This window comes from Paenibacillus sp. FSL R5-0914 (assembly GCF_038004525.1).
Lineage (GTDB): Bacteria > Bacillota > Bacilli > Paenibacillales > Paenibacillaceae > Paenibacillus_AQ.
This window is the reverse complement of sequence record NZ_JBBORH010000002.1, coordinates 1,029,040-1,051,946: the sequence shown is the minus strand read 5'-3', so window position 1 is coordinate 1,051,946 and position 22,907 is coordinate 1,029,040. Positions and strand designations below refer to the sequence as shown.

Annotated in this window: 22 protein-coding genes and 1 pseudogene; 2 read left to right on the top strand and 21 right to left on the bottom strand. The window is 42.5% G+C overall.

Annotation, left to right across the window (positions count from 1 at the left end):
* Positions 1-24: 24 nt before the first annotated feature.
* The 5 genes from MKX60_RS20845 to MKX60_RS20825 form a co-directional block, all read right to left on the bottom strand.
* Entirely contained in the window at positions 25-1,071 is a 1,047-nt protein-coding gene (locus MKX60_RS20845; RefSeq protein ID WP_076299807.1) for an NAD(P)/FAD-dependent oxidoreductase, read from the bottom strand.
* 25 nt (positions 1,072-1,096) lie between these two features.
* Positions 1,097-2,401, bottom strand: a complete 1,305-nt coding sequence (locus MKX60_RS20840) for an NtaA/DmoA family FMN-dependent monooxygenase (protein WP_076299806.1) — start codon at positions 2,399-2,401, stop codon at positions 1,097-1,099.
* Between the two features lie 215 nt (positions 2,402-2,616).
* Entirely contained in the window at positions 2,617-3,423 is an 807-nt protein-coding gene (locus MKX60_RS20835; RefSeq protein WP_076299805.1) for a helix-turn-helix domain-containing protein, read from the bottom strand.
* A 129-nt stretch (positions 3,424-3,552) separates the two neighbouring features.
* On the bottom strand, positions 3,553-3,837 hold the full coding sequence (locus MKX60_RS20830) for a HesB/YadR/YfhF family protein (RefSeq protein ID WP_076299804.1): 285 nt from the start codon (positions 3,835-3,837) through the stop codon (positions 3,553-3,555).
* Between the two features lie 23 nt (positions 3,838-3,860).
* Complete coding sequence (locus MKX60_RS20825) at positions 3,861-4,220, bottom strand: HesB/IscA family protein (protein ID WP_370510539.1); 360 nt, start codon at positions 4,218-4,220, stop codon at positions 3,861-3,863.
* Between the two features lie 294 nt (positions 4,221-4,514).
* Here MKX60_RS20825 and MKX60_RS20820 point away from each other — a divergent pair, with 294 nt between their 5' ends.
* Positions 4,515-5,180, top strand: coding sequence for a helix-turn-helix transcriptional regulator (locus tag MKX60_RS20820; protein WP_341060852.1), 666 nt, complete (start codon positions 4,515-4,517; stop codon positions 5,178-5,180).
* A gap of 233 nt (positions 5,181-5,413) precedes the next feature.
* Here the strand turns inward: MKX60_RS20820 and MKX60_RS20815 are convergent, their stop codons facing one another.
* Together MKX60_RS20815 and MKX60_RS20810 are read right to left on the bottom strand one after the other, a co-directional pair.
* On the bottom strand, positions 5,414-5,605 hold the full coding sequence (locus MKX60_RS20815; protein ID WP_076299803.1) for a hypothetical protein: 192 nt from the start codon (positions 5,603-5,605) through the stop codon (positions 5,414-5,416).
* A gap of 71 nt (positions 5,606-5,676) precedes the next feature.
* Positions 5,677-6,942, bottom strand: coding sequence for a YncE family protein (locus MKX60_RS20810; RefSeq protein ID WP_076299802.1), 1,266 nt, complete (start codon positions 6,940-6,942; stop codon positions 5,677-5,679).
* A 113-nt stretch (positions 6,943-7,055) separates the two neighbouring features.
* Between MKX60_RS20810 and MKX60_RS20805 the strand changes: the two are divergent.
* A pseudogene (locus tag MKX60_RS20805) lies at positions 7,056-7,484 on the top strand (class I SAM-dependent methyltransferase); the annotation flags it as partial.
* A 96-nt stretch (positions 7,485-7,580) separates the two neighbouring features.
* On the opposite strand, the gene MKX60_RS20800 reads toward MKX60_RS20805, so the two are convergent.
* The 14 genes from MKX60_RS20800 to MKX60_RS20735 all read right to left on the bottom strand — a co-directional run bounded on the left by MKX60_RS20800 (position 7,581) and on the right by MKX60_RS20735 (position 22,760).
* Positions 7,581-7,769, bottom strand: coding sequence for a hypothetical protein (locus MKX60_RS20800; RefSeq protein WP_042188410.1), 189 nt, complete (start codon positions 7,767-7,769; stop codon positions 7,581-7,583).
* A gap of 71 nt (positions 7,770-7,840) precedes the next feature.
* Positions 7,841-8,110 carry a hypothetical protein gene (locus MKX60_RS20795; RefSeq protein WP_341060851.1) on the bottom strand — a complete coding sequence of 90 codons (270 nt, stop codon included), beginning with the start codon at positions 8,108-8,110 and terminating at the stop codon, positions 7,841-7,843.
* A 171-nt stretch (positions 8,111-8,281) separates the two neighbouring features.
* Positions 8,282-8,539, bottom strand: a complete 258-nt coding sequence (locus tag MKX60_RS20790; RefSeq protein WP_076283733.1) for a glutaredoxin family protein — start codon at positions 8,537-8,539, stop codon at positions 8,282-8,284.
* A 233-nt stretch (positions 8,540-8,772) separates the two neighbouring features.
* Positions 8,773-9,696, bottom strand: a complete 924-nt coding sequence (locus tag MKX60_RS20785; protein ID WP_341060850.1) for a hypothetical protein — start codon at positions 9,694-9,696, stop codon at positions 8,773-8,775.
* Between the two features lie 135 nt (positions 9,697-9,831).
* Positions 9,832-10,182: a metal-sensitive transcriptional regulator gene (locus MKX60_RS20780; protein WP_076283736.1), complete on the bottom strand. Its 351-nt coding sequence runs from the start codon at positions 10,180-10,182 to the stop codon at positions 9,832-9,834.
* Between the two features lie 116 nt (positions 10,183-10,298).
* Entirely contained in the window at positions 10,299-11,744 is a 1,446-nt protein-coding gene (locus tag MKX60_RS20775) for an MFS transporter (protein ID WP_076283737.1), read from the bottom strand.
* A gap of 578 nt (positions 11,745-12,322) precedes the next feature.
* Positions 12,323-13,042, bottom strand: a complete 720-nt coding sequence (gene treR, locus MKX60_RS20770) for a trehalose operon repressor (RefSeq protein ID WP_076283738.1) — start codon at positions 13,040-13,042, stop codon at positions 12,323-12,325.
* Positions 13,043-13,204: 162 nt separating this feature from the next.
* Complete coding sequence (gene treP, locus MKX60_RS20765; protein ID WP_076283739.1) at positions 13,205-15,175, bottom strand: PTS system trehalose-specific EIIBC component; 1,971 nt, start codon at positions 15,173-15,175, stop codon at positions 13,205-13,207.
* 50 nt (positions 15,176-15,225) lie between these two features.
* Entirely contained in the window at positions 15,226-16,929 is a 1,704-nt protein-coding gene (treC, locus tag MKX60_RS20760; protein WP_341060849.1) for an alpha,alpha-phosphotrehalase, read from the bottom strand.
* 310 nt (positions 16,930-17,239) lie between these two features.
* Entirely contained in the window at positions 17,240-18,421 is a 1,182-nt protein-coding gene (locus MKX60_RS20755; RefSeq protein ID WP_042188403.1) for a NupC/NupG family nucleoside CNT transporter, read from the bottom strand.
* 15 nt (positions 18,422-18,436) lie between these two features.
* Positions 18,437-19,783, bottom strand: a complete 1,347-nt coding sequence (locus MKX60_RS20750; protein WP_256721589.1) for a purine/pyrimidine permease — start codon at positions 19,781-19,783, stop codon at positions 18,437-18,439.
* Between the two features lie 3 nt (positions 19,784-19,786).
* Positions 19,787-20,494 (bottom strand): purine-nucleoside phosphorylase, encoded by a 708-nt coding sequence (gene deoD, locus MKX60_RS20745; protein WP_076283741.1) that lies wholly within the window; start codon positions 20,492-20,494, stop codon positions 19,787-19,789.
* 161 nt (positions 20,495-20,655) lie between these two features.
* Positions 20,656-22,089, bottom strand: a complete 1,434-nt coding sequence (locus tag MKX60_RS20740; RefSeq protein WP_341060848.1) for a helix-turn-helix domain-containing protein — start codon at positions 22,087-22,089, stop codon at positions 20,656-20,658.
* A gap of 119 nt (positions 22,090-22,208) precedes the next feature.
* Entirely contained in the window at positions 22,209-22,760 is a 552-nt protein-coding gene (locus tag MKX60_RS20735) for a biotin transporter BioY (RefSeq protein ID WP_076283743.1), read from the bottom strand.
* Positions 22,761-22,907 lie beyond the last annotated feature (147 nt).

Sequence of the window (22,907 nt, the reverse complement as noted above, 5' to 3'; positions counted from 1 at the left end):
CTCCCCCTTGAGTTGTTATCATTACTATCTGTATAAATGCTTCATTAAATCACGATTTTTCTGTATGAACAGGTCATTGTGCGAAGACACCATCCCGGTCGAATTTGCCTCCGGCGTGATGTATTGTTTGGCCTGGTTTACTGCATTGGCAGAATCCTGGAACGCTCCCGCTATCAGGTGCAGCTTTCCTTCATGATGCAGAACATCACCTGCCGCATAAATGCCCGGCACGGATGTCCCGCTCATTGCTGATCCTGAAATCCGATGTTCCCACAGATCAATTTTAATTTCACTGTTCACCAGCAGTTCTTTGTCGCGTTCATAACCGTGATTAATGATGACCTCATCAACGGACAGCTCAAATGCTTCTCCGTTGTCATTGCTTTTTAGCAGTACTGTCCCTATTTTTTCGTGATCCGGTGTGGCAATCAATTTTTCGATTGAAGTATTTAACAAGCACACTACGCCATTGTTCGCCAAGCGTGAAATATCGGCTTCATGCCCCTTTAAGTTCTCTTTCCGGTACGTTAAATACACCTTCTTGGCAATCAGGGCCAGTTCGTTCGCCCAGTCAACAGCAGAATGTCCGCCACCCGATATTAGAATAGTCTTCTCTTTGAAGCGGGCAAGTGACTTCACCGTATAATGCAAATTTGTAATTTCAAATCTTTCGGCACCCTCGATTTCAAGCTTGATCGGCTTCAGAATGCCTCCTCCAATGGCCAATATTACAGTTCTAGTGAAATGCTTCCGGTTTGCGGCCGTGTGCAATATAAAGTAACCTGCTTCATCTTCCGAGATGGATGTGACCTTTTCATTAAAAGCAACCTCCGGCTGGAACGTCATCCCTTGCGCAACCATTTGTTCAATAAGCTGCGAGCCAAGAATAGGTTGTAAGCCTCCCACATCCCAGATCATCTTTTCCGGATAAACATGCACCTTGCCGCCAAGTACAGGCTGAAATTCAATGATTTTGGTCTTCATTTCGCGGAGTCCACTATAAAATGCAGCAAATAATCCGGCTGGACCGCCGCCAATAATCGTAACATCAAACATTTCCTCTTCATGCATCGTTCAATCGCCTCAACTCTCTTTTTTATATCCCTAGATGCTCACGAAAAGTGCACCCCGTATATTCACTTCGGAACAAGCCTCTCTCAACCAGCTTCGGTACCAGCTTCTCAAAAAACAGTTCCATAGATTGTTCTGAACCGCCCGGCAAGGCGATGAAGCCATCCATAGCCCCCGCTTCAAACCGCTCAATAATATCGTTCAGTACATCCTCGACTGTCCCGACAGATACCCAATGAGCAGATCCGACAACCTCCGGCCTGTCCAGGATCTCTTTCACTGTAGGCTGGTTTTTGATAATATACCGCCGCAATAGTTCGGCATGTGTCCGGCTGCGGACGGCCTGATTTGAATCGGGTAACATATCAGCAGTTACGCGCCTATCTATGGAATAACCGGTTAAATCAAGACCTAACACCGATTTAAGCGAAGCATGTCTGCGCTCAAGACTTAAATTCGCATGTGCGGTCTTATGTAATTCAAGTGCTTCTTCGCGCGTATCAGCCAGGAAAAAATATAAGCCCGGCAAAACTCTGATGGCATCCGGATCACGTCCCTGCTCTGCCGCTCTTTTTCTCAGATCATTCCTTAGCTCCACTCCTGATTCGATATCCGGCATTGCTGCAAAAATAGCATCTGCAATGGAAGAAGCGAAATTCCGCCCAATATCCGAAGCGCCTGCTTGAAATAGCGGAGGCGTTCCTGACCTGTGAGCAGGCAAAGTAAGTGGTCCTTTTACACTGAAAAATTCTCCGGAATGATTTATAGCAGTCACTTTATCCTTATCCGAGAACATACCCGACTGACGGTCGATAACAATCGCTTCATTCGGAAAACTCTCCCACAGCTTGCATACAACATCTGTGAACTCTTTTGCCTTGGCATATCTCTCTTCTGGTGAAGGCATAGGTGAATCGCTGAAATTATCGGCGCCTTCAATAGAAGTGACAATATTCCAGCCGGCACGTCCATTGCTCAGCCAGTGTAAAGACTGAAGCTGTCTTGCTACAACATAAGGCGGATTAAAAGTGGTAGAAATCGTCGTCACTAGTCCGATCCGCTCGGTTTCACGGGCTATCGCTGCAAAAAACAATGCAGGGTCCGGACTGCCGAAATTAGAGGAATCCCCTAACATCTGCGGGCTAACATACAGATAATCAGCCCTGAATAGAAAATCGAGCTTAGAATTCTCCGCCATTTTTGCCAAATCAATATAATATTCGATAGACCCCATCTTTTCGACTCCGCTATCCGGGTGCCGCCAGCCGTCTCCTTTCATCCAGGTTGCATTTAAGGACAACCCAATACATAATTGTCTGTTTCCTGTCATATCTACCAGCCTTTCATTTATAAATCAATTTACTGATAATGATTCTCAGTTACAAGGGTGAGTTTATCAAAAATTTAAATAAATTCAAATGTACAAATCTCAAATTCTACATGCATCATTATTTAAGCTAAATAAAAAAGTCTGCACTTCTGGTTCATCACCAGTAGCTGCAGACTTAATTCAAGTATAAGAAACTCGATATGTATATTATCTAATTATCTATAGGCAGAGGGAGAAACACCGAATTTCTTTTTAAATAATCGGCTGAAATACAGCGGATTGTCATAACCGACACGGTCCGCAATCTCGTGGATAGGAAAATTGCCTGCTTTGAGTAAGTCACAGGCTCGTTCCATACGATAATTAACGACATAGTCGATTGGACGCAGCCCCGTGTATTTGTGAAAGAAGTAAGAGAAGCGGTTCGTACTCATTGCATGCCGTTCCGCTAACTCACCGAGTGTAAGTGAATTCATATAATGGAGTTTAATGTATGCAAGGGCTTCATCAACCATCTTTTGATTCGGTGAACTGTCGTTCTCTCTGTAACTGCAAGCAATCAGAACCTGATGCATTAGGCTTAAGAACAGCTCTTTGATACGCAGCTTTCCAATTTCTCCGGATGGATGGGTATTCTGATGAAGCATGATTAGTAATTCAATAATTTTTAGATTGGCTCCTGGCTCCAGCTTGAAATGAGAGTCAAATTCGGTAGTACAATTCATTTCTTCTGGCATATCCAATTTATAAAAAAGGGAGTAGTACTCAAGCTCTGATTGTCCTATAACCTGCGAATCCATCTGCATGCCTGGAGCCGCATGAAAAACTGACCCTGGCCGTAATTCATATACCGTTCCATTCACACGTATTCTGGCTCCCCCGCGAATGATAAACAGAAATCCATGCTTAACGGTGGTAAATTCACTTAATAAACTTTTGGGCTGGATGACTAATCTGCTTCTATCTTCTATATCATAGACACCATTAGTAAATGCCTTTGCTAATTTGTCCAAATTTATCAATGTTCTGCACCTGCTTCTGTTAAAATCAGATCCCATTCTGATATTTATTTAAAATAGTATAGACAAAAGCGTGCGAAATTGCTAGAAGTGTAGTAGATATTCTACTGTACATTGCACTCAAGAAGATGCTCAGGAGATTTTGGTTGAAAATATGCCGTCTTCATTACAATCAATTTGAAGAAGTTCATCCTGTAAAATCCAAACATCAGTGTTTTCAACAAAGAAATGAAATCCGCTAATAGATTGAACCCATGCGGGATCGATCGGTGTAGCACTTGCATTAATTCCAACAGTGAAGGCATCTGAGCCTCCACCGGAATATTTTGCATAAATTCTTACATATTGGCCCTCTTCCAAATCCCATTCATTCTTAAATGAATCCAATGCTTTTTCGGATACTGCAAATGATATCATTCCTCTTCTCTCCTTTCTGCTGTTTAATCACATTTTTTTATTTCGCCACGATAATTGGCCATTCTGAAACTGGCTCCGCATCCACATGAAGCTTTTGCATTAGGGTTATTCATAGTGAATCCGCCTACCATTCCACTCTCTTCATAGTCAATTTCAAGACCGTCAATATATGGGATACTATTCGGGTGAACCAATATACTAAAATCCTTTTTATTTAATACAATGTCCTCTTCTGCCTGCTGTTCATCTACGACTAGGGTGTAGGATAATCCACTGCATCCCCCTTCATCAACACCCACTCTAAGGAATGGATTTCGGATATTCGCACTTAATAAGATTTCGGCGATTTTTTCTGATGCCTTATCACTGACCTCGATGATCATTGTAAACTCCTCCTTCGGTTATTTGTTTTTCAAACCTAAAGATTGGATACCCTTTCCTATCTTGATATACGTCCTATGGATAGTACAAAATAACGTGGGCTGAAAATGCTTTGATGATTAGACGGCATGAAATGTGACTTCCAAGAAAATTGGTATGTATACATCGTATCCGGACACTTAGTAAACATTTTTGTTTATAATGTCTAAGCTACAGTTCAGCTTTGACTTTGTCAACATTTTTGTTTAAAATGTAGTCTGTGATGTAGATTTAGTAGCTTCAAAAGGAGGTGCACCTTGAGCCGAAATCATACCAAAAAGGATGTCTCAACCAAGACCCGAAGAGCGATCATTGATCTATTAAAGCAGCAAGGGGGAATGGATGTTATGGCACTCTCCTCCCAGTTTTCGCTATCTGGAATGGCTATTCGTCAACATTTGAATGATCTGAAAGAAGAAGGGCTGGTTACTAATAAAGAAGAGTCCCGTCCCATGGGGCGACCCACCAAGCTATGGATCTTAACACCTGCGGCCGATCGATTTTTTCCAAGCGGATATTCGGATTTATCCATCAGTTTGATCAATTCCATGAAAGAAGCTTTCGGAAATGAGGGGCTGGACAAGCTGTTGGCTGTTCGAAATAAGAATATGCAAGAACAATATCTTCGGCATCTTGGTGATACAGCAGACGTTAGAGTGAAGCTGGAGAAACTGGCCGAGATTCGAACAAATGAAGGTTATATGGCCGAGGTTAAGGAGCAGGATGACGGCAGTCTTTTATTCATTGAGAAACATTGCCCGATCTGTGAAGCTGCTGCTGTATGTACCGGGTTATGCAAGAATGAGTTACATCTATTTAAAACTGTTCTAGGAAATAATGTTCATATTGAACGGGGGGAGTACATTTTAGCGGGAGGAAGAAACTGTGTATATACGGTTAGGCAAAATAAGCTGCTGTTTTAGCGACTTTTAAAGGGACTATGTTCTTGTCCCTCGATCTTAAAACCAGCGGTACGACGGATGAAAGAACCAGCCGCCTATGAGATTCATGGGAAGTATCTCATTTTTTCAGATTATCGAATACACTACCCCAATGCCCCAGGAATAAGGTGTATAATCAGCAATCACGACCCTCAGATACAAACCCCAAAATCAGCTTCTTCCTTACCGCAAGAAAGCTGATTTACTGGCAATCTCTAAAGATAAGGGTTCCTTGTTAACCCTGCTACCGGTATGCGTTCTTCTGCTGCTGCCCCGCTGTTGCCTTCTTTCTTCTGCAGTACAATCGTGAATTCACCTATGCCCGGAACGTAGATACGTGCTACAGAATGCTCTTTGTCCATGCTCGACAACAGAATCATGATTTCTTCTGCCGATGTTATTTCCATCGTATAATTCACCCCCTGCGGTAAGATGAAGAACAGAATTTAGAGTGTACTAAATTCTTTGTCCTTGCCTCCTACGGATTGACACCGATTGAGAACGGACGTGCACCTACAGGAATAACACTAATCACAGCCTGGGTAACCCCATCAATGACCGATACCGTGTTATCATCCTGATTGGTGATATAGATGCGGTTGGTCAATGGATTAACTCCTGCACCATTTGGGTTATTCCCGACCGGAATGGTAGTAATCACCGTATTCGTTAATCCGCCAATCACCGACACATTGTCGTCATCCCGGTTTGGCACATAGATGGCATTGGTTGATATGTTCACTCCCAATTCAGCCGGAGTCGTTCCTACAGGCAAGTTAGTTATCACTGTATTGGTGGCTCCATCAATGACTGAAACGGTGTTACTGGTGAAGTTCGAGACATAAATCCGGTTCGTTAAGGGATCAACACCGACCCGGAACGGGTTAACCTGAACGGGAATCTGTGTAATAACCATATTCGTAGCCCCGTCAATGACGGTAACAATATCCGAGTTGAAATCAGCTACATAAATAGTATTGGTTAAGGAATTCACGCCGATCCCCGTTGGAAAAGGAGAACCGCCGGCGGGAATAATGGTAGTCACGACAGTGTTGGTTAATCCGTCAATGACAGTAACAGTATTATCATTAAAATTGGCAACATAGATAGCATTGGTAGAGGTATTGACCGCGACTGCACCTGCTCCATCCCCGGCAGGAACGGTGGCCAGCACCGTATTGGTCTCTCCGTCGATAACGGATACGTTGTCGCTGTTCAAATTAGCAACATAAATACGATTGGTTAACGGGTTTATGGCTACTCCCGCAGGATTCACGCCTACAGGGATGACTACTATCACCGCACCTGTTACTCCGTTGATCACAGAAACATCATTGCTATTGAAATTGGAAACATAAATGCGGTTAACGGAGCCTGTGGCTCCCCTATTTTCAGCTCCTAGCAGCTCGGATGAGACAAGACGGTGGGCGGTAACCAGCTCCCCGGCTGAGTTTTTGCCCCACACGGAGATTTCCGTTTGCAATTCAGCGAGACCTTCCGTTGTAAAGACAAACTCAAAGGCATCCAGATTGGCAAAGTAATTTCTTGTGATCACCTCGTCTGGAGAAGCCGTAATAAGCTCGCTTACATACAAAGTCCTTGTGAGGGTTAAATTGTACCCTTGGATCAGAATAGCGGACTGATTCAGCGCATCCCGGTTATCGATCTTGATCGTCACCTGCTCAGTAGGCCTGACACCGCTCACAGCACTATTATCAATAGGTCCTGATGATAAAATTGCCATTCTAACGAATCCTCCCTTAATTCCCATAATTAAAGATTTAAAAAACTACCAGTCTCTCTTTAACGTATGTAAGAACTGTAGTTGGGATTGGACTATACTATAGCTAGTATTTAATTTCAGCAAAATTGATCTGTTCTCCCATGGAAGAAAACTACCAGAGGATTATTTTGACTTTGTTTATTCGATTTATGCTATAAGCTGGACAACCGACCTTTAGCCGGAGTGCTTCTTACCTTAAAAAAAGATGGTCTCACCCTATACACAAATGTGTCTATACAGAAAATGAAATTCTAGTTTTTAAAAATTGTTATTTCGATGAATCTTGGTATTCAGTATCTCTTGACGAAAGTACGCTAACATAATCGGATCCGATAGTAAATTATCAACCTATGTGAATGTACTCACTAAAGTGGGATTTGTCATTGAGCAAATGATTGAGCAATCTGATGATAACTTATGTAGTCGCGGGACGATAAAGCGATTTTTCAAAAAAAGCAAAAATGCTTCCTGTAACTTCTGAAATTAAAGCAAGAAAACTCTAGCATCCGATACCTATTGAAACAACACCTTACAACGTATTAATTATATAAAATAAGCCGATCCAGAAAAGATCGGCTTATTTTATAATTTTTTCATGGTCAATCTTGTCTGTTCTCAACAGATTTCATGCGGTTTTGATCGTCAGGCACTCGATCATTACTGAATTCCTGGCCTGCTTCTACTTCACCATGACCGGAAGCACTTCGGGCAAAATTTGTGAACTGCCTTTTTTGCTCATCTAGCTTGTGTTTACTCTTAAGAAGCTCCTGCGGATCCTGATTTGTCATAATGTTATCCTCCCAAAATGGAATCATGCAGTTTATTCGCACTACAGAAGTTTTCCATAATAGAGCAGAGCTTATGCAAGAATTTCAAATACTTTATTCAAAACAAGGTATTCTAAAACAATGATCCCAACGCAAAGAATAATAAAAAACTGAAGTCTTGCCGTATTCATTCTATCCTTCCAATACTCTCCTCGGAATAATGAAACGATGTTAGGTGTAAAAGTATGTCTAATCGTTTCGTTATAATCATCATTATCCACAAAGAACACGCGAAACAATACTTTATATACTGGAATATTTAAGAACAGTAGAAAAAGGATCATCACAAGATCGAGACTCAATTTACTCGCCTCCCAAGATTCACTTATCCTAATTTTACCACATAAATAACTCTAGACATTGTAGGTCGATGACATTTTTATAATTGCTCTATTCAAAAAAGCCCTTCCTTATATAGGAAGGGCACTCATCGCTAATCTCCTTTGTCTACCATACTTCCATCATTTTAGCAGTCAAGTTTGCAGAAGATTGCTTATCTCGTTCAAGTTTTCAGAGAAACCAACGAACACCTTGTCTTGAATGACAATGGTCGGTACGATCTGCTTACCTGTCAGCTCCAGCACTTCCTTCGCATAATTCACATCTTCTTCGCAGTTGAATTCGATGTAGGGAATTTGATGCTCATTTAAATAGCGCTTGGCAAATCGGCAATCGCTGCAAGTTGGAATCGTGTAAATTTTGATCGGTGTTTTCGAATCGATTTTCAGCATAAATGTCCGCTCCTTTACGCGTTAATTTGTTTTCACCGCTCGATTTAATTCGGTCCACAACATGCTAAACTTTTCTTTCCCTTTCTCCTGCTCCTTGTATAAATCGATCGCGTGGATACGACAGGAACAAATCATACCTATCTTGGTAAGCAGATTCGGCGTAAAGCGACTTCCCCCGACTTGAATAGCAGATGATACCGCCAGCATCGTCTTTTATCCCATGTTCATTCGTCTTACCTCACATCAACGACGAATGGTATGGTGAACACTTCCCCGTTATGCTGAAATTGTCCCCATAATTTATACGTCCCGCTTTGCGGAAAAGAAGTCGCGAATTTCGCATCCGGTCCCATAGCTTTCTCATCGATTGGATGAACATGAAGATATTGATTCGCATCTTTCGATAGAATCACAACATGGCCGACCGCTCCTAAATAAGGCTGCAGGTTATCAATCCCCTTCTTCGTCTTCGCATCGCGAATGTTGAAGGTCAATGTCACTTCTTCGTTTGGTTTCGTACCACTTAAGGCCAGTTCAATTTCCTTGCCACCCACTTCTTTCACCAGTTTCCCTTCGGGCGTAATCGCGGCATGTTTACTTTCCTTGCCTTCCACCTTCACCCACTTGCTAAGCGTGGAATTGGCACCGCCAGTAGGAATAAAGTCCGCAAACACCTTGTACTCACCTCCAGCAGGGAACGAAGTGTTCACTGTAAATGTGCCGTCTCCCTTAAACTCGGGATGAATGTGGTTAAAGAATGACAAATCGTGATTGACGATGATGAGATGAAGCAATTTCTCGTGATTGATATCATACTTATTGATCGTTTTCCCGTCCTTATCCGTAATTTGAATAGTCAATTCCGTTTCTTCGTTTGCTTTTGCGGCGCCTGTGGGGAAGGTAAACGATACGTTAAGATCCTCCAATACAGGCTTCGCAGCTGCGCTATGATTGCCGTGGCTGCCTCTGTGATCCATGTCTCCCGCCTCCTCTTTCTCATTTCCTGTATGCTTCTCGGCGTTCTCTTGCCCGCTGCTTGCTGCATGCCCGGCATGGTTATTTCCGTTTGCTGGCTTCTTGTCCTCCGCTTTGCCGCATGCAGCCAATACGCTAAAAGCGACCACCGCAGCAGCGATGAGGAGTATCTTCTTCTTCATGGTTATAGCAACTCCGTTTCAATCTAAATTCGAAGATGCAGAGCGCATCTTGACACGCTGCAGCCGCAAAGCCTCCCCTTACCCTATAATAATGATGGCATAAAAGCCGTATCATTACTGAAAGCGGTCCGACCTTTATTTCATCAGTTTATTGATCGTCTTCATGAATTCCGTTAATACTTCCGTATCCCCTACTTGAATCCGTTCGATGACACAACTTTTCATATGATATTCAAGTACTAGCTTCCCGACATCATTCAATGTTGCTTGCACCGAAGAGATCTGATTCAACATATCGTCACAGTAAATATCTTTCTCAATCATGTCTTTAATGCCACGGACCTGTCCTTCGATTCGATTCAATCGGTTGAGCAGATCGCTATTGGCTTGATCGGAATGATGGCTCTTGCGCTTATCCTCTCCAGGTGAGCAAAAGCCCGGATCTTGCTGTATCACTTGTTCAAAGAGTATCGATTCTTTGCTCATCGGAATCCCCCTTTCTTTTAAAATACTCCACACCCCTATATACATAAAATATAAGTTGTTAATTCGATGGAGTCCTGTCAACTCCGTTGATTAGGCACTGGAGCTCGATTCATTGGTTACATAGCTACCTTGTCACTTGCTTCACCCTGCTTAGGTGAACGGATAAATAGAAACGCTAGCACAGCACCTGCAAGAGCGACTATACCGGACCACATAAAAGCTTGTTGAAAGCCTTCGTTTAGCACGGAGACCGGGTCAATACCGGTTTGGGAAGCAGTTGTTGAACCCGCAATCGCAACCATGATGGCCAAACTGATAGCTGACCCAATCTGGTAGCTCGTATTGGCGAGACCCGATGCAAGCCCTGCTTCTTCGGGTTTAGCACCCGACATGGCGGACATCGTAGCCGGAATATAGGCAAGTGACATGCCAAGTGCACCAAGCAAGGAAGCTGGAAGCACGTTGGCGATAAAGTTTCCATCAACCGGCGTATTGCTAGCGAACAGAAGCATCGAACCCCCGAGTGCAATCAATCCAATGACCAAGTTTGTTTTTATTCCGAATTTTCCGATTAATTTACCGGTAATCAAAATCATGAAGATAGTAATTAGGACCGTCATCGGCAGTAAGCCGACTCCGCCGGCGAAAGCAGAAAACTTTAGCACCTGCTGCATATAGAGATTGAGGAAATACCACAGCGGAATCCAACTCCCTGCCAGCATAATGAGCGCGATATTGCCTGCAGCCAGATTGGGTGTTTTAAAAATCTTCAGTGGAACAAGCGGTTCTTTTTTAGTTGCCTGAACGATCAGGAACAGGATAAATAACACGATTCCTGAAATAAGCGTCCACAACGTGGATGGCGCTCCCCATCCATTGTGTTCTGCAGTAACAATGCCATATACCACCAAAACCAAAGCCGCTGTGACGAAGATGGAGCCAATGACGTCAATGCTGCCTTTTCTTCGCATTCCCTTGGCTAAAAGTCCTGGCGACAGGAGTAATGCAATAATGCCAACGGGTACATTGATGAGGAAGGTCCATTGCCAGCTGAGCCACTCGGTAATGACCCCGCCAAGAAACACGCCGGCTGAACCGCCAGCAGCAGCTGATGCGCCCCAGAAGCCTAATGCTTTCCCTAGTTCTTTGGGGTTGCCACCGAAGAGCATCATAACAATCGTTAACGCGGATGGGGCTATTAACGCGGAACCAAATCCTTGTAGGGCGCGACCAACATTAAGCGCTTCCTCGTTCCAAGCGAGTCCTGCCAGCAAGGAAGCTAACGTTAGAATGGAAAATCCCCACATGAATATGCGGCGCTGACCAAATAGATCGGACAATCGACCACCAAGTAACAATAATCCGCCAAAGAATATGACATACGCATTAAACACCCACTGTAAACTTGCCTGCGTATAGCCGAGCGCTTCTTTGATGGCTGGCAGTGCAACGCCGATAATGGATGTGTCCATGATCACCATGAAATTGGCAAGACATAGTAAGGCCAACGCCATCCAGCGTTTGGGATCGGCTTGCGGTAAAGTCTGTGCTTGATTATTCATAACTTTCTTTCTCCTCCTTTGGTAACCAATAATTAAAATTTTTAATACCAACGTAGCAATACTATACCCCCCTACCCTATAATGTCAAGAGTGGATTTTCGTATTCTCCTCAGTACCAGAAGAATTTCAAAACTGAACTAGGAAAATGTTCATTACAAGGCTGTTTATTGGCACCCAGAAGACGATTCATGGTTTTGCCTTCAACCATAAGAAAATTGAAATCAACTTTCCTTATCCACGTCATTACGATTTAGGCGTTTTGTTGTCTCTATCCTTCTACCTCATTAAGAGGAAGACTGGAATAAATCTCTCTTCCTCTTATTTTTCACAGAAGCGATTAACTATAATTACATATCAAAATATGAGAGATGCTTAATGAGTAATGAGGAATCGCCAGGGGTAGCTTGTTGTTTAGAACGCCATATAAAAAAGCTGCCTCTGAGGGCAGCCTTTTTCTTAATATATCGTTATTTGCGAACGTAGGAATGAACTTCTCAAGCCTTCTTGTATCGGTAATATACTGCCTTTTTGGAAAAAAAGGCGTATCCCAAACTGGGACACCCCTCTTTAAGCTTAGCTTAACGTTTCACCCTTCGAGCAAAATCCACGAACTGAAATTTATCCAGTCGATGCCTGGACTCGGTATATTGGAAAAGCACCGTGTTCTCCAAATAAACATAGTTTCGTACTACTACAATATGCGTGTAACTCTTCAAATCAAGCAGTCTATGATCCTCCTCTGTAGAAGGTTCAACGGATATCAGCTTCTTCGCATAACTGATTTTAAGCCCCAACTCCTGCTCCAGATATTCATAGAGTGAGCCTTCCGCGATTTCCTTGCTTAGGAATGGAACAATATCCGCTCGGAAATAATCCTTATCCAAAATGATCCGATCACCTTCAATCTCTCTGGCACGAATAACTTTCCAAACCAGGGTTTCAGGCGGAATCTGTAGATGTCTGGCGAGCGTGGAGCCTGCAGGCTCATTTATCGTCCGCTCTACCAGTGTCCGTGAGGCAGTACCCAGTGTATCGGCCATCTCTTTAAATGAAATCAGACCGGTAACGGGGAAATCCATTCTCGTCATATCAAGCACAAAGGAGCCTCTGCCCTTAATTTTGTGAATGTATCCTTCACGGAACAGCAGGTTCAGCGCTTTGCGAACGGTCTCTCGTGAAGTGCTGTAAGCTTCAGCAAGTTCACTTTCAGAGGGCAGCTTGGTTCCCGGTAGCAGTTGTCCAGAAAGAATTTGGTTGCTGTACTCATTATAAATTTGCAAATATTTATTTTCTCTCAATTTTGATCACCGCCCTTTATTGTATCACGTCATGCCTTTGGAAGCATCGATTCAATTGGAGGGAAATTTATAGCGTGGAATATATGAATTCTTATATTTACAGAAAACAGCCCCTGGGGGCTGTCTTTCTGTAATATAAAGTCTTTGCCAATATAGCCTGTATCAACCCTTGAGATGAATAGTCAAGATGCTAGATTGTCTAGCTGCAGCTGGTCCAGTCTTCTCCTCAATCTTCTCCACCATATCCTGACCTGCAGGAATGATGATTGGAGTAATTAACGGGTAACCTGCTGCGCGGATAGCTTCCATATCAAATTCTAGCAGAAGCTCGCCTGCCTGCACCTTGTCGCCAATATTCTTATGGGTGGTAAAACCACTGCCTTTAAGCGACACCGTATTAATTCCAACGTGGATGAGTACTTGTACACCACTGGCATGCTCCAATATAAGCGCATGTTTGCTCTTGATCACATGAGCTACTGTAGCATCAAAGGGTGCATATACTTTACCCTCAGAAGGTTCGATTGCAATGCCTTCGCCCATCTGCTTCTCGGCAAAGGCAGGATCAGGCACCTGTTCTAGAGATACTGCAGTTCCACTGAGCGGAGAGATAAGCTCCAGAATATTCACGGAGTCCTGTGACTCTTGAACTGTAGGGCGGCTGTTCAAATTGTCTGTCTCGCTCACAGTACTAGTAGCCTTTGTAGCTGAGTTCTTTTCGGAACGCCCCACCACAGAACGGCCGTAGAGTACAGTGGCGACAAATGGCACAATGAGAACAATAAGCATGCCAATGAAGAACACGCCCCACTGGTTCGGGAATATCGAAAGGAAGCCGGGAATCCCGCCTACGCCAATGGAAGAAGCGCGAACCTGATTAACGGTAAGAAGCATACCGGCAATCCCTGAGCCGATCATCCCGAAGATGAAAGGATAACGATAGCGGATATTCACTCCGAAGATCGCCGGCTCCGTCACACCGAGGAATGCAGAGACGGAAGATGTAGCCGCCAAGCCTTTTGCCTTCTGTTCTCTGACTACGAACATCATTGCAAGTGCCGCGGCACCTTGTGCAATATTGGATAACGCTAACATCGGCCAGAGGAAAGTGCCGCCCTCGCTGCCGATGAGCTGCACATCAACCGCCAAGAAGGTATGATGCATACCGGTGATGACCAGAAGCGCATAGAATCCGCCGTAAATCAAGCCACCAAGAAGCGCAAAATGATCAAATACAAAGATCAGGCCGGAGGTGATGGCATTGGCAATGCCAAACGTAACCGGACCGATAATGGTGAAGGCCAGAAAACCGGTAATCAGTAAAGTCACTGGCGCAACAACCAGCAGTTTAATGGAATCATGCACCCGGCGGTTGAGGAACTTCTCCAGCCTTGCCAGAATATAGGCCGAAACCAGCACTGGCAATACTTGTCCCTGATAACCGATCTTCTCCAAATGCCAGCCGAACAAATTCCAGGTTGGAACAGTACCCTCAGTGGAAGCACTTGCATAGTTATAGGCACTTAATAGATCTGGGTGCACGAGAATGAGACCCAAAACGATCCCGAGCAGAGGACTGCCGCCGAAACGTGTAACAGCTGCCCAACCGATAAGTGCTGGTAAAAAGGTAAAAGCTGTGCTGGCAATCGTATTAATAATCGCAGCAATGTCTTTCCATGCGGGATAGACATCCACCAGCGACTGATTATCAAAGAAGATACCAGGCCCGGTCAAAATATTATTGATCCCAAGCAGCAAACCTGCGGTTACGATAGCTGGAAGAATAGGAATAAATATATCAGCCAGCGTCTTGATCGCACGCTGCAGCGGATTCTGTTTTCGGGCAGCAGCGGATTTCACTTCATCTTTGGAAGAACGAGAACCGCCAGTGATCTGAATCATTTCATCGTATACTTTATCTACAGTTCCCGGTCCGATAACGATCTGAAACTGCCCTTGGCTAGAAAATTGTCCCTTTACTAGTTCGTTGCGGTCCAAGGCTTCCGAATCCACCTTGCTCTCATCATACAGCGAGAATCTCAGCCGGGTTACACAATGTGTCGCAACCTCTATATTCTCCTTGCCCCCAACTGCCCGTACAATATCCTCAACATTTTTGCGGTCTATAGCCATATTTTCACTCCTTACATAATTGATTTGTGCTCCTTCTCAAGTACACCTCGTTAGCGGATTAACCACATGTAGGAAGCATAAGGACTAAGCTGAAGCTCTTGTGTTAATGCAGGTGTTTCTGTTGTATTTCCAATCAGAAGCTCGTCTTTACCACTTGATGATAACTCTGCCCAGTGACTATCTTCAAAGCGGAAGGTAATCTCTTTACTGCTGAAGTTCGAGACCACTACAAGCGCCTCTCCATCACCTGTTCTGGCGTAAGCGAACACTTCAGGATGACCATCATCGAGTCTCTTGAATACACCTTCAATGAATATCCCATAATCCTTGCGTAGCGCAATCAGCTTGCGGTAATGATGGAAGATGGAATCGGGATTGGCTAGCTCCTTCTGCACATTGATGTCCGAATACCGCTCATCAACTTTCAGCCATGGAGTACCTGTGGTGAATCCGGCATTTCGGCTGTCATCCCACTGCATCGGCGTACGGGAATTGTCCCGTGAACGTTCCTGAAGAATACTCAGGGCAGTCTCAGGGCTTTTCCCCTGTTCACACAAAATACGGTACATATTCAGTGACTCAATGTCACGGAACTCATCGATGCTCTTCCATACCGGATTTGGCATCCCGATTTCTTCCCCCTGATACACATAAGGTGTTCCCTGAAGGCCATGCAGAGTTGTTGCAAGCAGCTTGGCACTCTCTACACGGTAGACCTTATCATCAGTGAATCTGGAGAGGGCACGCGGTTGATCGTGATTGTTAAAAAATAAGGCGTTCCAGCCCTGACCTTTCTGCATTCCGGTCTGCCACTCTGTGAACAAGCTTTTCATCGCCTCAAAATCATAGGGCATTAGCTCCCACTTCTGTCCATTCGGATAATCGACTTTTAAATGATGAAAATTGAAAGTCATGGAAAATTCCCGCTCTTTAGGACTCGAGTATCGGATGCAATGCTCCAATGTAGTTGAGGACATCTCTCCGACTGTCACCATCTCATACGGACCAAATACCTCTTCGTACATCGCTTTGATGTATTCATGAACCCGTGGACCGTCAGTATAGAACTTGCGTCCATCCCCCGGTGGAACACTCCCGTCATCGTTAGGGAAGCGTTGATCCTTGGAGATTAAATTAATTACATCCATGCGGAAGCCGTCGACACCCTTTTTAGCCCAGAATAGCATCATATCATTCACTGCTCTACGTACCTTCTCGTTCTCCCAATTCAGATCCGCCTGGGTTTTATCGAAGAGAGTAAGATAATATTGTCCCGAAGCTTCATCAAACTGCCAGGCAGGACCTCCGAACTTCGACTGCCAATTGTTGGGTAAGCCACCGTCCGGAGCGGGGTCCTTCCAGATGTAGTAATCACGATAGGGATTGTTCCTGCTTGAAATGGACTGTTTGAACCACTCATGTTCTGTTGAAGTATGGTTAACCACGATATCGATCATTAGCTTCATTTCACGTCTGTGCAGTTCCTGTACTAACTCGTCGAAATCCTCCATCGTACCAAAATCCGGGTTGATATTTTCATAATCCGCAACATCGTAACCGTTATCATGTTGTGGCGAGACATAGACCGGCTGTAACCAGACAATATCAATTCCAAGCTTCTGCAAATAATCTAATTTTTCAATAAGTCCTTTAATATCTCCTGTTCCGTTGCCTGTAGTGTCCTTAAAGCTCTTCGGGTACACCTGATACACCGTGGACCGGCGCCACCACTCCGAATACTGGGACTGACTCAAGTTGAACACCTCCAAAAGAATTACTTTATGTCAAATATTAAACCTGTATATACAAGTTCAAACACTTCACACAGTTTAAACCTGTATATACAGGTTGTCAATACTTTTGCTATCTGACTCGGAAAAAGAGTAAAAACTGGCGGTTCTTCTTTAATTAACCCATTTGATAATCAATTATTCTTTTTCCTATTTCCTATCTTAATAATTGTTCTATAATCACAACAAAAAAAGCCGCTAAGTAAGCGGCTTTTTATATACAAAGATGTCTTGTGCAGAATTCATAACGATGACGAAAATCCGCTAAGTTTAACTAAAAAATGATACCGATGATCAGAGCGGATAAAACGCTTACAAGTGTGGCGCCAAATAACAGTTTCAATCCAAATCGAGCCACAATATTCCCTTGTTTTTCATTTAAGCCTTTCACTGCACCCACAATGGTACCAATGGACCCAAAGTTAGCAAATGAGATTAGAAAAACCGAGACAATGGCTGTAGTACGCCCACTTAAACCATCTTGGATCTTAACAAAGTCAAGCATAGCAACGAATTCATTCGCAACAAGCTTTGTCGCCATGATACTGCCTGCATCAACAGCTTCATGCCATGGGACACCGATAAGAAAGGCAATGGGTGCAAAGACATACCCTAAAATTCCTTGAAACGAGATACCGAATACTCCGCTGAAGACCCCGTTAATTAATGCAATGATCCCAACGAAACCAACCAACATTACACCAACTACTATGGCTACTTTAAAGCCATCCATAATATATTCGCCTAGCATTTCAAAAAACGTTTGTTTTTCTTCTACCTGAACTTCAACAATATCTTCTTCAGGTGTAACTTCATACGGATTAATGATGGATGAAATGATGAATCCACCAAATAGGTTTAATATCAATGCAGCTACTACATAACGAGGTTCTAGCATCGTCATATATGAACCAACAATTGACATGGATACCGTCGACATTGCAGACGCACATAATGTATACAAGCGATGTTTTGGTAATAATCCAAGCTGGTTTTTCACCGAAATAAACACTTCATTTTGTCCTACAATTGCGGCTGCAACTGCATTATAAGACTCCAATTTGCCCATGCCATTTATTTTACTTAGTACCAAACCAATATACTTGATAATGAACGGGAGAATTTTGTAATGCTGCAATATCCCAATTAATGCCGACATAAAAACAATTGGCATCAAAACATAAAGGAAAAATGTATGGGCCCCTTCATTTGCAATCCCACCAAAAACAAAGTCAGTCCCTTCATTGGCGTATCCAAGCAATTTTGCAAAACTATCGGCAAACCCTTTAATTAAGAATTCACCTATACTTGTTTTTAGTATAATTAATCCCAAACCGATCTGAATAGCAATCATTACAATGATTGGTCGATATTTAATCTTTTTCTTATTGTTACTTCCTAGCCATGCCAGTAATAGAACAATGACCAAACCAGCAATAGAAATTAGATAATGCATTTTTAGCCCTCCAAATTATCGGTTAATTTTCTTGGAATCCTCATATCGAAATGCATCTTTCCACATTAACCCTTGTTCCAAAATAATCGCCAACAGACTTCCGCATATTAATCCATTATTTAAAATGGCTATCACGATCGGAGATAAATGGGCCGTAGCTGATGAAGGGATAAACATTAATCCCACACCCACTAAAAGGGAAATTCCACTAACGATAAATGTTCGTTCTTCATGAATGACCTTCTTCAATTCCTTTAGCGCTAGTCCGACCATCTTCACAAAAATGACGAAGGTAACGGAATAGCCTATGGGAGCTGGAATCGCTGAAATAACATTCATCATTGGCGGAAATAAGGATATTGAGATCACAAAGCAACATCCAATTAAAAATGATCTGCGCTCCTTCATCCCTGTTTGTTCAACATATCCTGCCGCTCCCGAGATAGGGACAGAACCGACCGCTCCTAAACCGCCACTAATAAGATGCGTAATTCCAGAAGTAAACCCGGCGCGCAAATAACGATGATGATCCACTTGCTTTTGTTTCATAACGGTCTCCATCAAACGGATCGACGCAACTGCATTGGTTATTAATAACAGCGTTAATAAAAATGCAGTAGTGATTGTCCCAGCATCGAATTGAGGTCTGCCAAATGGGAATATTTTCGGTAGCTTAAATATAGTATCCGCATGAGAAAACACTGGTATATTACCGCAGATAATAAATAATAGGCAGCCTATCAATATACTGAAAATTATTGAAAACTGGCTGAGTACTACAAAGCGACTTTTTCCTAACCAAAAGGTAATGCAAACCACAATCATACTAAGGATGAATACTTTAACATCTAACGTGGTGTGGGCTATGGTAATCCCCATCATCCCTTTCATAAAAGATCCACTTAATTGAAAGATCAATAAAAGTAAATAAATAAAAGTGATGGTGGGAGTAAATAGACGAGCGATTTTATCCATTAGCTTAAATGCTGAAATTAGGATAAATAACACACCGCTAATGATCATTGCCCCACTTAAAGCTTGTAAAGCACCATTGTTAGAAGAATAAAGTCCCCCCACTAAACTTGCGTAAATCGTAAAAATACTCCACCATAATCCTGCCGGACCTTCATGGATAGGGAATTTATGACCCATCAGGCCTTGTAAAAATCCAGCTATCCCTAAAGTAATCATTGTGCTCTGGATAAGCCCGGAAGTCTCTATGGGTGTTAAGTTATATAAATCTGCGATAGCAATGGGTGCAGCAATTGCACCAGCGATCATAAAAATCATCCACTGCAATCCTGACAGTATTACCTTCATTTCTTTCTCACTCTCTTTTCTAACAACACTGCTCTTATCCATAAATCAGCCATCAATGACTGTGTTAAGGGCTATTTCGACCATTTCATAAAAAGATTGTTCACTTTCTTTATGAGTCAGGTGTTCCTGTCTTAGCAATTGACTGCCGACTGTTAAAATCGATAACGCTTTTACACCATATTTAGCGGCTAAAGTGTATAGGGCTGTACTTTCCATTTCTACTGCTAATACACCAAAATCCATAAACTTGTGAAGTCGATCTAAATTTTCACGATAGAATTCATCAGAATTATAAATGTTACCAACAAAAACATTTGCATTTTTAGCTTGTGCTTGTTGATACGCTTTCATTAACAATGAGAAATCTGCTGTAGGTGCAAAATTACAACCATGAAAGATCTTCTCCGTCATATTACTGTCTGAAGACACCGCTTGGGCTATTATAATATCGCGGATATTAATTTCACTTTGCATCGCACCACATGTACCAATGCGAATCAATTTCTTAACTTCATAATCGACGATCAATTCTGTAGCATAGATACTCATCGATGGATTTCCCATCCCTGTCCCCTGAACCGACACCGGTACACCCTTGTATAATCCAGTGTATCCATACATCCCTCTTACTTCGTTATAACAATTAGCCCCCTCTAAAAAGTGTTCTGCTACAAATTTTGCACGTAAAGGATCTCCTGGGAGCAAAACGCGCTCTGATATTTCTCCCTTATTTGCACCTAAATGCCTACTCATAGTTCTTCCTCCAACTTTTAATAGTAAACTGAGGTTTACCGAAATCGCTTTCCACTTGCCCTCAAGTAAAATCAGTTTCGAAACTAGATTGAGCATAAGGTTTTTTAACATTACAAACTAGACCAAAAACTTACGTAGGTAACGGAAAATAATTGGTCAAATTATAAAAGCAATTCTTTACGGATATTGTCCAAATCTCTTTTAGAAGGGATCGTAGAAATAATAACAACAGGCACGGTCTTTAGTGCAACCGGGATATTACTAATGACAAGATCAATATTATTTTGCTGCATGATCTCGTCGGTTAGCCCTTTCATAATGGAGGTATTAAGGATCAACTGATCCCCTATTTCCTTCTTTATCAAATCTGCTATGTAATGACGAATTGAAAATTCCTCTCCGATCACTAAGAAAGCCCTCTTACTCTTATAACGTAAACTCGAACGGACAATTAAGGTTAGTTTTGTTAAATGAAAATTATTGAAGAGAACGGAAGGGTAAGTTTTATTCCACGTTTGCATACAGGTTTGCATTTCTTGATAAATCTGCTGGCACTCCTGCTCTACATATGTTGTTAAATGACTTTTCGAAATCATCATCCATTCCGGAATGGCATTTTCGATTAATAACTTGTCAAAGAACCCGTAAATCTCCAAGATAAATCGTTCATGCATATCCAAGTTCGGGTATACCTTTGCCAACAACATTAGAAGCAGATTCCCCATTTGATATTCTTCTTTATTTTTGTGTAATTCGACTTCTTTAATCGGAGTGATCTCTGACCCTTCATAATAATGATATTGGCTGAGACTAACCATGGATTGCATAAAGAATATTTCACTCTTTGGAAATTCGATAGACAGCTTTTCTTCAAGACGCTCTGCTATGGCTCTCACTGGTATATAAAACATCCCCTTTTCCCAGGGGTATGCATTTTCGTCGATGGTTACACAATTTCCTTTCCCAGCTCTTTCTATTACAATTGCCAACAAAAAGGACAATTTCCTTTTGGAATTGATAAAATATACAATGTTATTCTCAATCTCTATATTTGTGATCAACTGATTTATATAAGCAAAATCGACATTCGCAAAGGGCCATCCTGTAAACTCATACGCATCACAATATAAATTCCAATAAAAATACCGAATATTCATTTCATTCCCTTTGATCACAGGTGTAGAGTAACTAATGCGTAACTTATACGCTTTTAGATCATTATTATTTAATTCCACAATCAGCTTCTTCAAAGACGAGGTACTCATAAACATGGCTTCAGAAAGCTCCTCCACAGACATTCGACCAGCATTCGTAAACAATAAATGCATCAGCCGATAAAAAATGGTTTGTCTGAACATAGAAGAAATCACTTCACTTATCGTACTTTGCCCATCACGTAGAAGAACGATTCCCTTACCTCTAGAAACTTCAATGGTTACAGTAGAGGGTAGTTGCTTACTGATTTCCTCCACCATCTTCCGTATTGTCTTATCTGAGATCCCTAAACTTTTTTCCACTTCGGCTAAGGTAAACCATCTTTGTTCTGTATCAAGCAGCGTTAATAGTTGGCTAGCTAAATTAAATCCCTTATCCATTGTTATCCACCCTATTTCAATTTCATTTTAATTTTTATAGTATAAACAAATTCACATCTATAACCATATTATTTTTCAATAAAAAACTCGGGTTTCATTTACCCGAGTTGCACATCACATTATATTTGTGTTTTTTCTTCAATAGGGCTAATTGCTTTCAGCTGCATCGTTATGACGGCTGCTATAACGGCTTTGATGATGTCCCCCGGAAGAAAGGCTAACGCTCCGACAAGTCCAGCCCAGATCGACGTATTGGTTATTAATGCCATGACTGGTGCACCAATCAGGCTCACTAGTAATACACCAAAGATTATGTTGATCGCTATCAGCTTCCAAGTTCGGACCTTCGGCCAGATTTTTTCAGAATACCAGCCGATAAGGCCGGCCGCGATAGGGAAGCTAAATATGTATCCTGCAGAAGGACCAATGAGCACTGCGATTCCGCCACGGCCTCCAGTCAGTACAGGCAGTCCAATGGCTACCAGAATGATGAAAATGACTAGACTGAGGGCGCCCATCCGTTTCCCCAGAAAACATCCAGCTAACATGACGCCAAGCGTCTGGGCAGTGATCGGAACGGGGATGAAGCCGAGGGGGATGGGTGGAATCATGCCCAGCACCGCGATAAGTGCTGCGAATAATGCAGCATAAATTAGTTCTTTTGTCTTCAAAAAATTGACCTCCATTGGATATAAATAATTGTATTCTGGTTAGTAAATACGTCCAGTAAGCTGAATTATAATGGAGATATTCATGATTGTAAACCAAAAATTAATTTATAGTTCACAATAGAATGAAATACCAAGCTTGAGTTTTTC

What these genes read in the sequence shown, in the direction of transcription:
- deoD (WP_076283741.1), bottom strand. Translation starts at nt 20,494, where the DNA reads ATGAGTAGGCATTTAGGTGCAAATAAGGGAGAAATATCAGAGCGCGTT.
- MKX60_RS20815 (WP_076299803.1), bottom strand. Translation starts at nt 5,605, where the DNA reads ATGGAAATAACATCGGCAGAAGAAATCATGATTCTGTTGTCGAGCATG.
- MKX60_RS20830 (WP_076299804.1), bottom strand. Translation starts at nt 3,837, where the DNA reads ATGATATCATTTGCAGTATCCGAAAAAGCATTGGATTCATTTAAGAAT.
- MKX60_RS20845 (WP_076299807.1), bottom strand. Translation starts at nt 1,071, where the DNA reads ATGCATGAAGAGGAAATGTTTGATGTTACGATTATTGGCGGCGGTCCA.
- MKX60_RS20825 (WP_370510539.1), bottom strand. Translation starts at nt 4,220, where the DNA reads ATGATCATCGAGGTCAGTGATAAGGCATCAGAAAAAATCGCCGAAATC.
- MKX60_RS20785 (WP_341060850.1), bottom strand. Translation starts at nt 9,696, where the DNA reads ATGAAGAAGAAGATACTCCTCATCGCTGCTGCGGTGGTCGCTTTTAGC.
- MKX60_RS20810 (WP_076299802.1), bottom strand. Translation starts at nt 6,942, where the DNA reads ATGGCAATTTTATCATCAGGACCTATTGATAATAGTGCTGTGAGCGGT.
- MKX60_RS20750 (WP_256721589.1), bottom strand. Translation starts at nt 19,783, where the DNA reads ATGGATAAGAGCAGTGTTGTTAGAAAAGAGAGTGAGAAAGAAATGAAG.
- MKX60_RS20775 (WP_076283737.1), bottom strand. Translation starts at nt 11,744, where the DNA reads ATGAATAATCAAGCACAGACTTTACCGCAAGCCGATCCCAAACGCTGG.
- MKX60_RS20800 (WP_042188410.1), bottom strand. Translation starts at nt 7,769, where the DNA reads ATGACAAATCAGGATCCGCAGGAGCTTCTTAAGAGTAAACACAAGCTA.
- MKX60_RS20780 (WP_076283736.1), bottom strand. Translation starts at nt 10,182, where the DNA reads ATGAGCAAAGAATCGATACTCTTTGAACAAGTGATACAGCAAGATCCG.
- treP (WP_076283739.1), bottom strand. Translation starts at nt 15,175, where the DNA reads ATGGCTATAGACCGCAAAAATGTTGAGGATATTGTACGGGCAGTTGGG.
- MKX60_RS20840 (WP_076299806.1), bottom strand. Translation starts at nt 2,401, where the DNA reads ATGACAGGAAACAGACAATTATGTATTGGGTTGTCCTTAAATGCAACC.
- MKX60_RS20740 (WP_341060848.1), bottom strand. Translation starts at nt 22,089, where the DNA reads ATGGATAAGGGATTTAATTTAGCTAGCCAACTATTAACGCTGCTTGAT.
- MKX60_RS20755 (WP_042188403.1), bottom strand. Translation starts at nt 18,421, where the DNA reads ATGCATTATCTAATTTCTATTGCTGGTTTGGTCATTGTTCTATTACTG.
- MKX60_RS20790 (WP_076283733.1), bottom strand. Translation starts at nt 8,539, where the DNA reads ATGCTGAAAATCGATTCGAAAACACCGATCAAAATTTACACGATTCCA.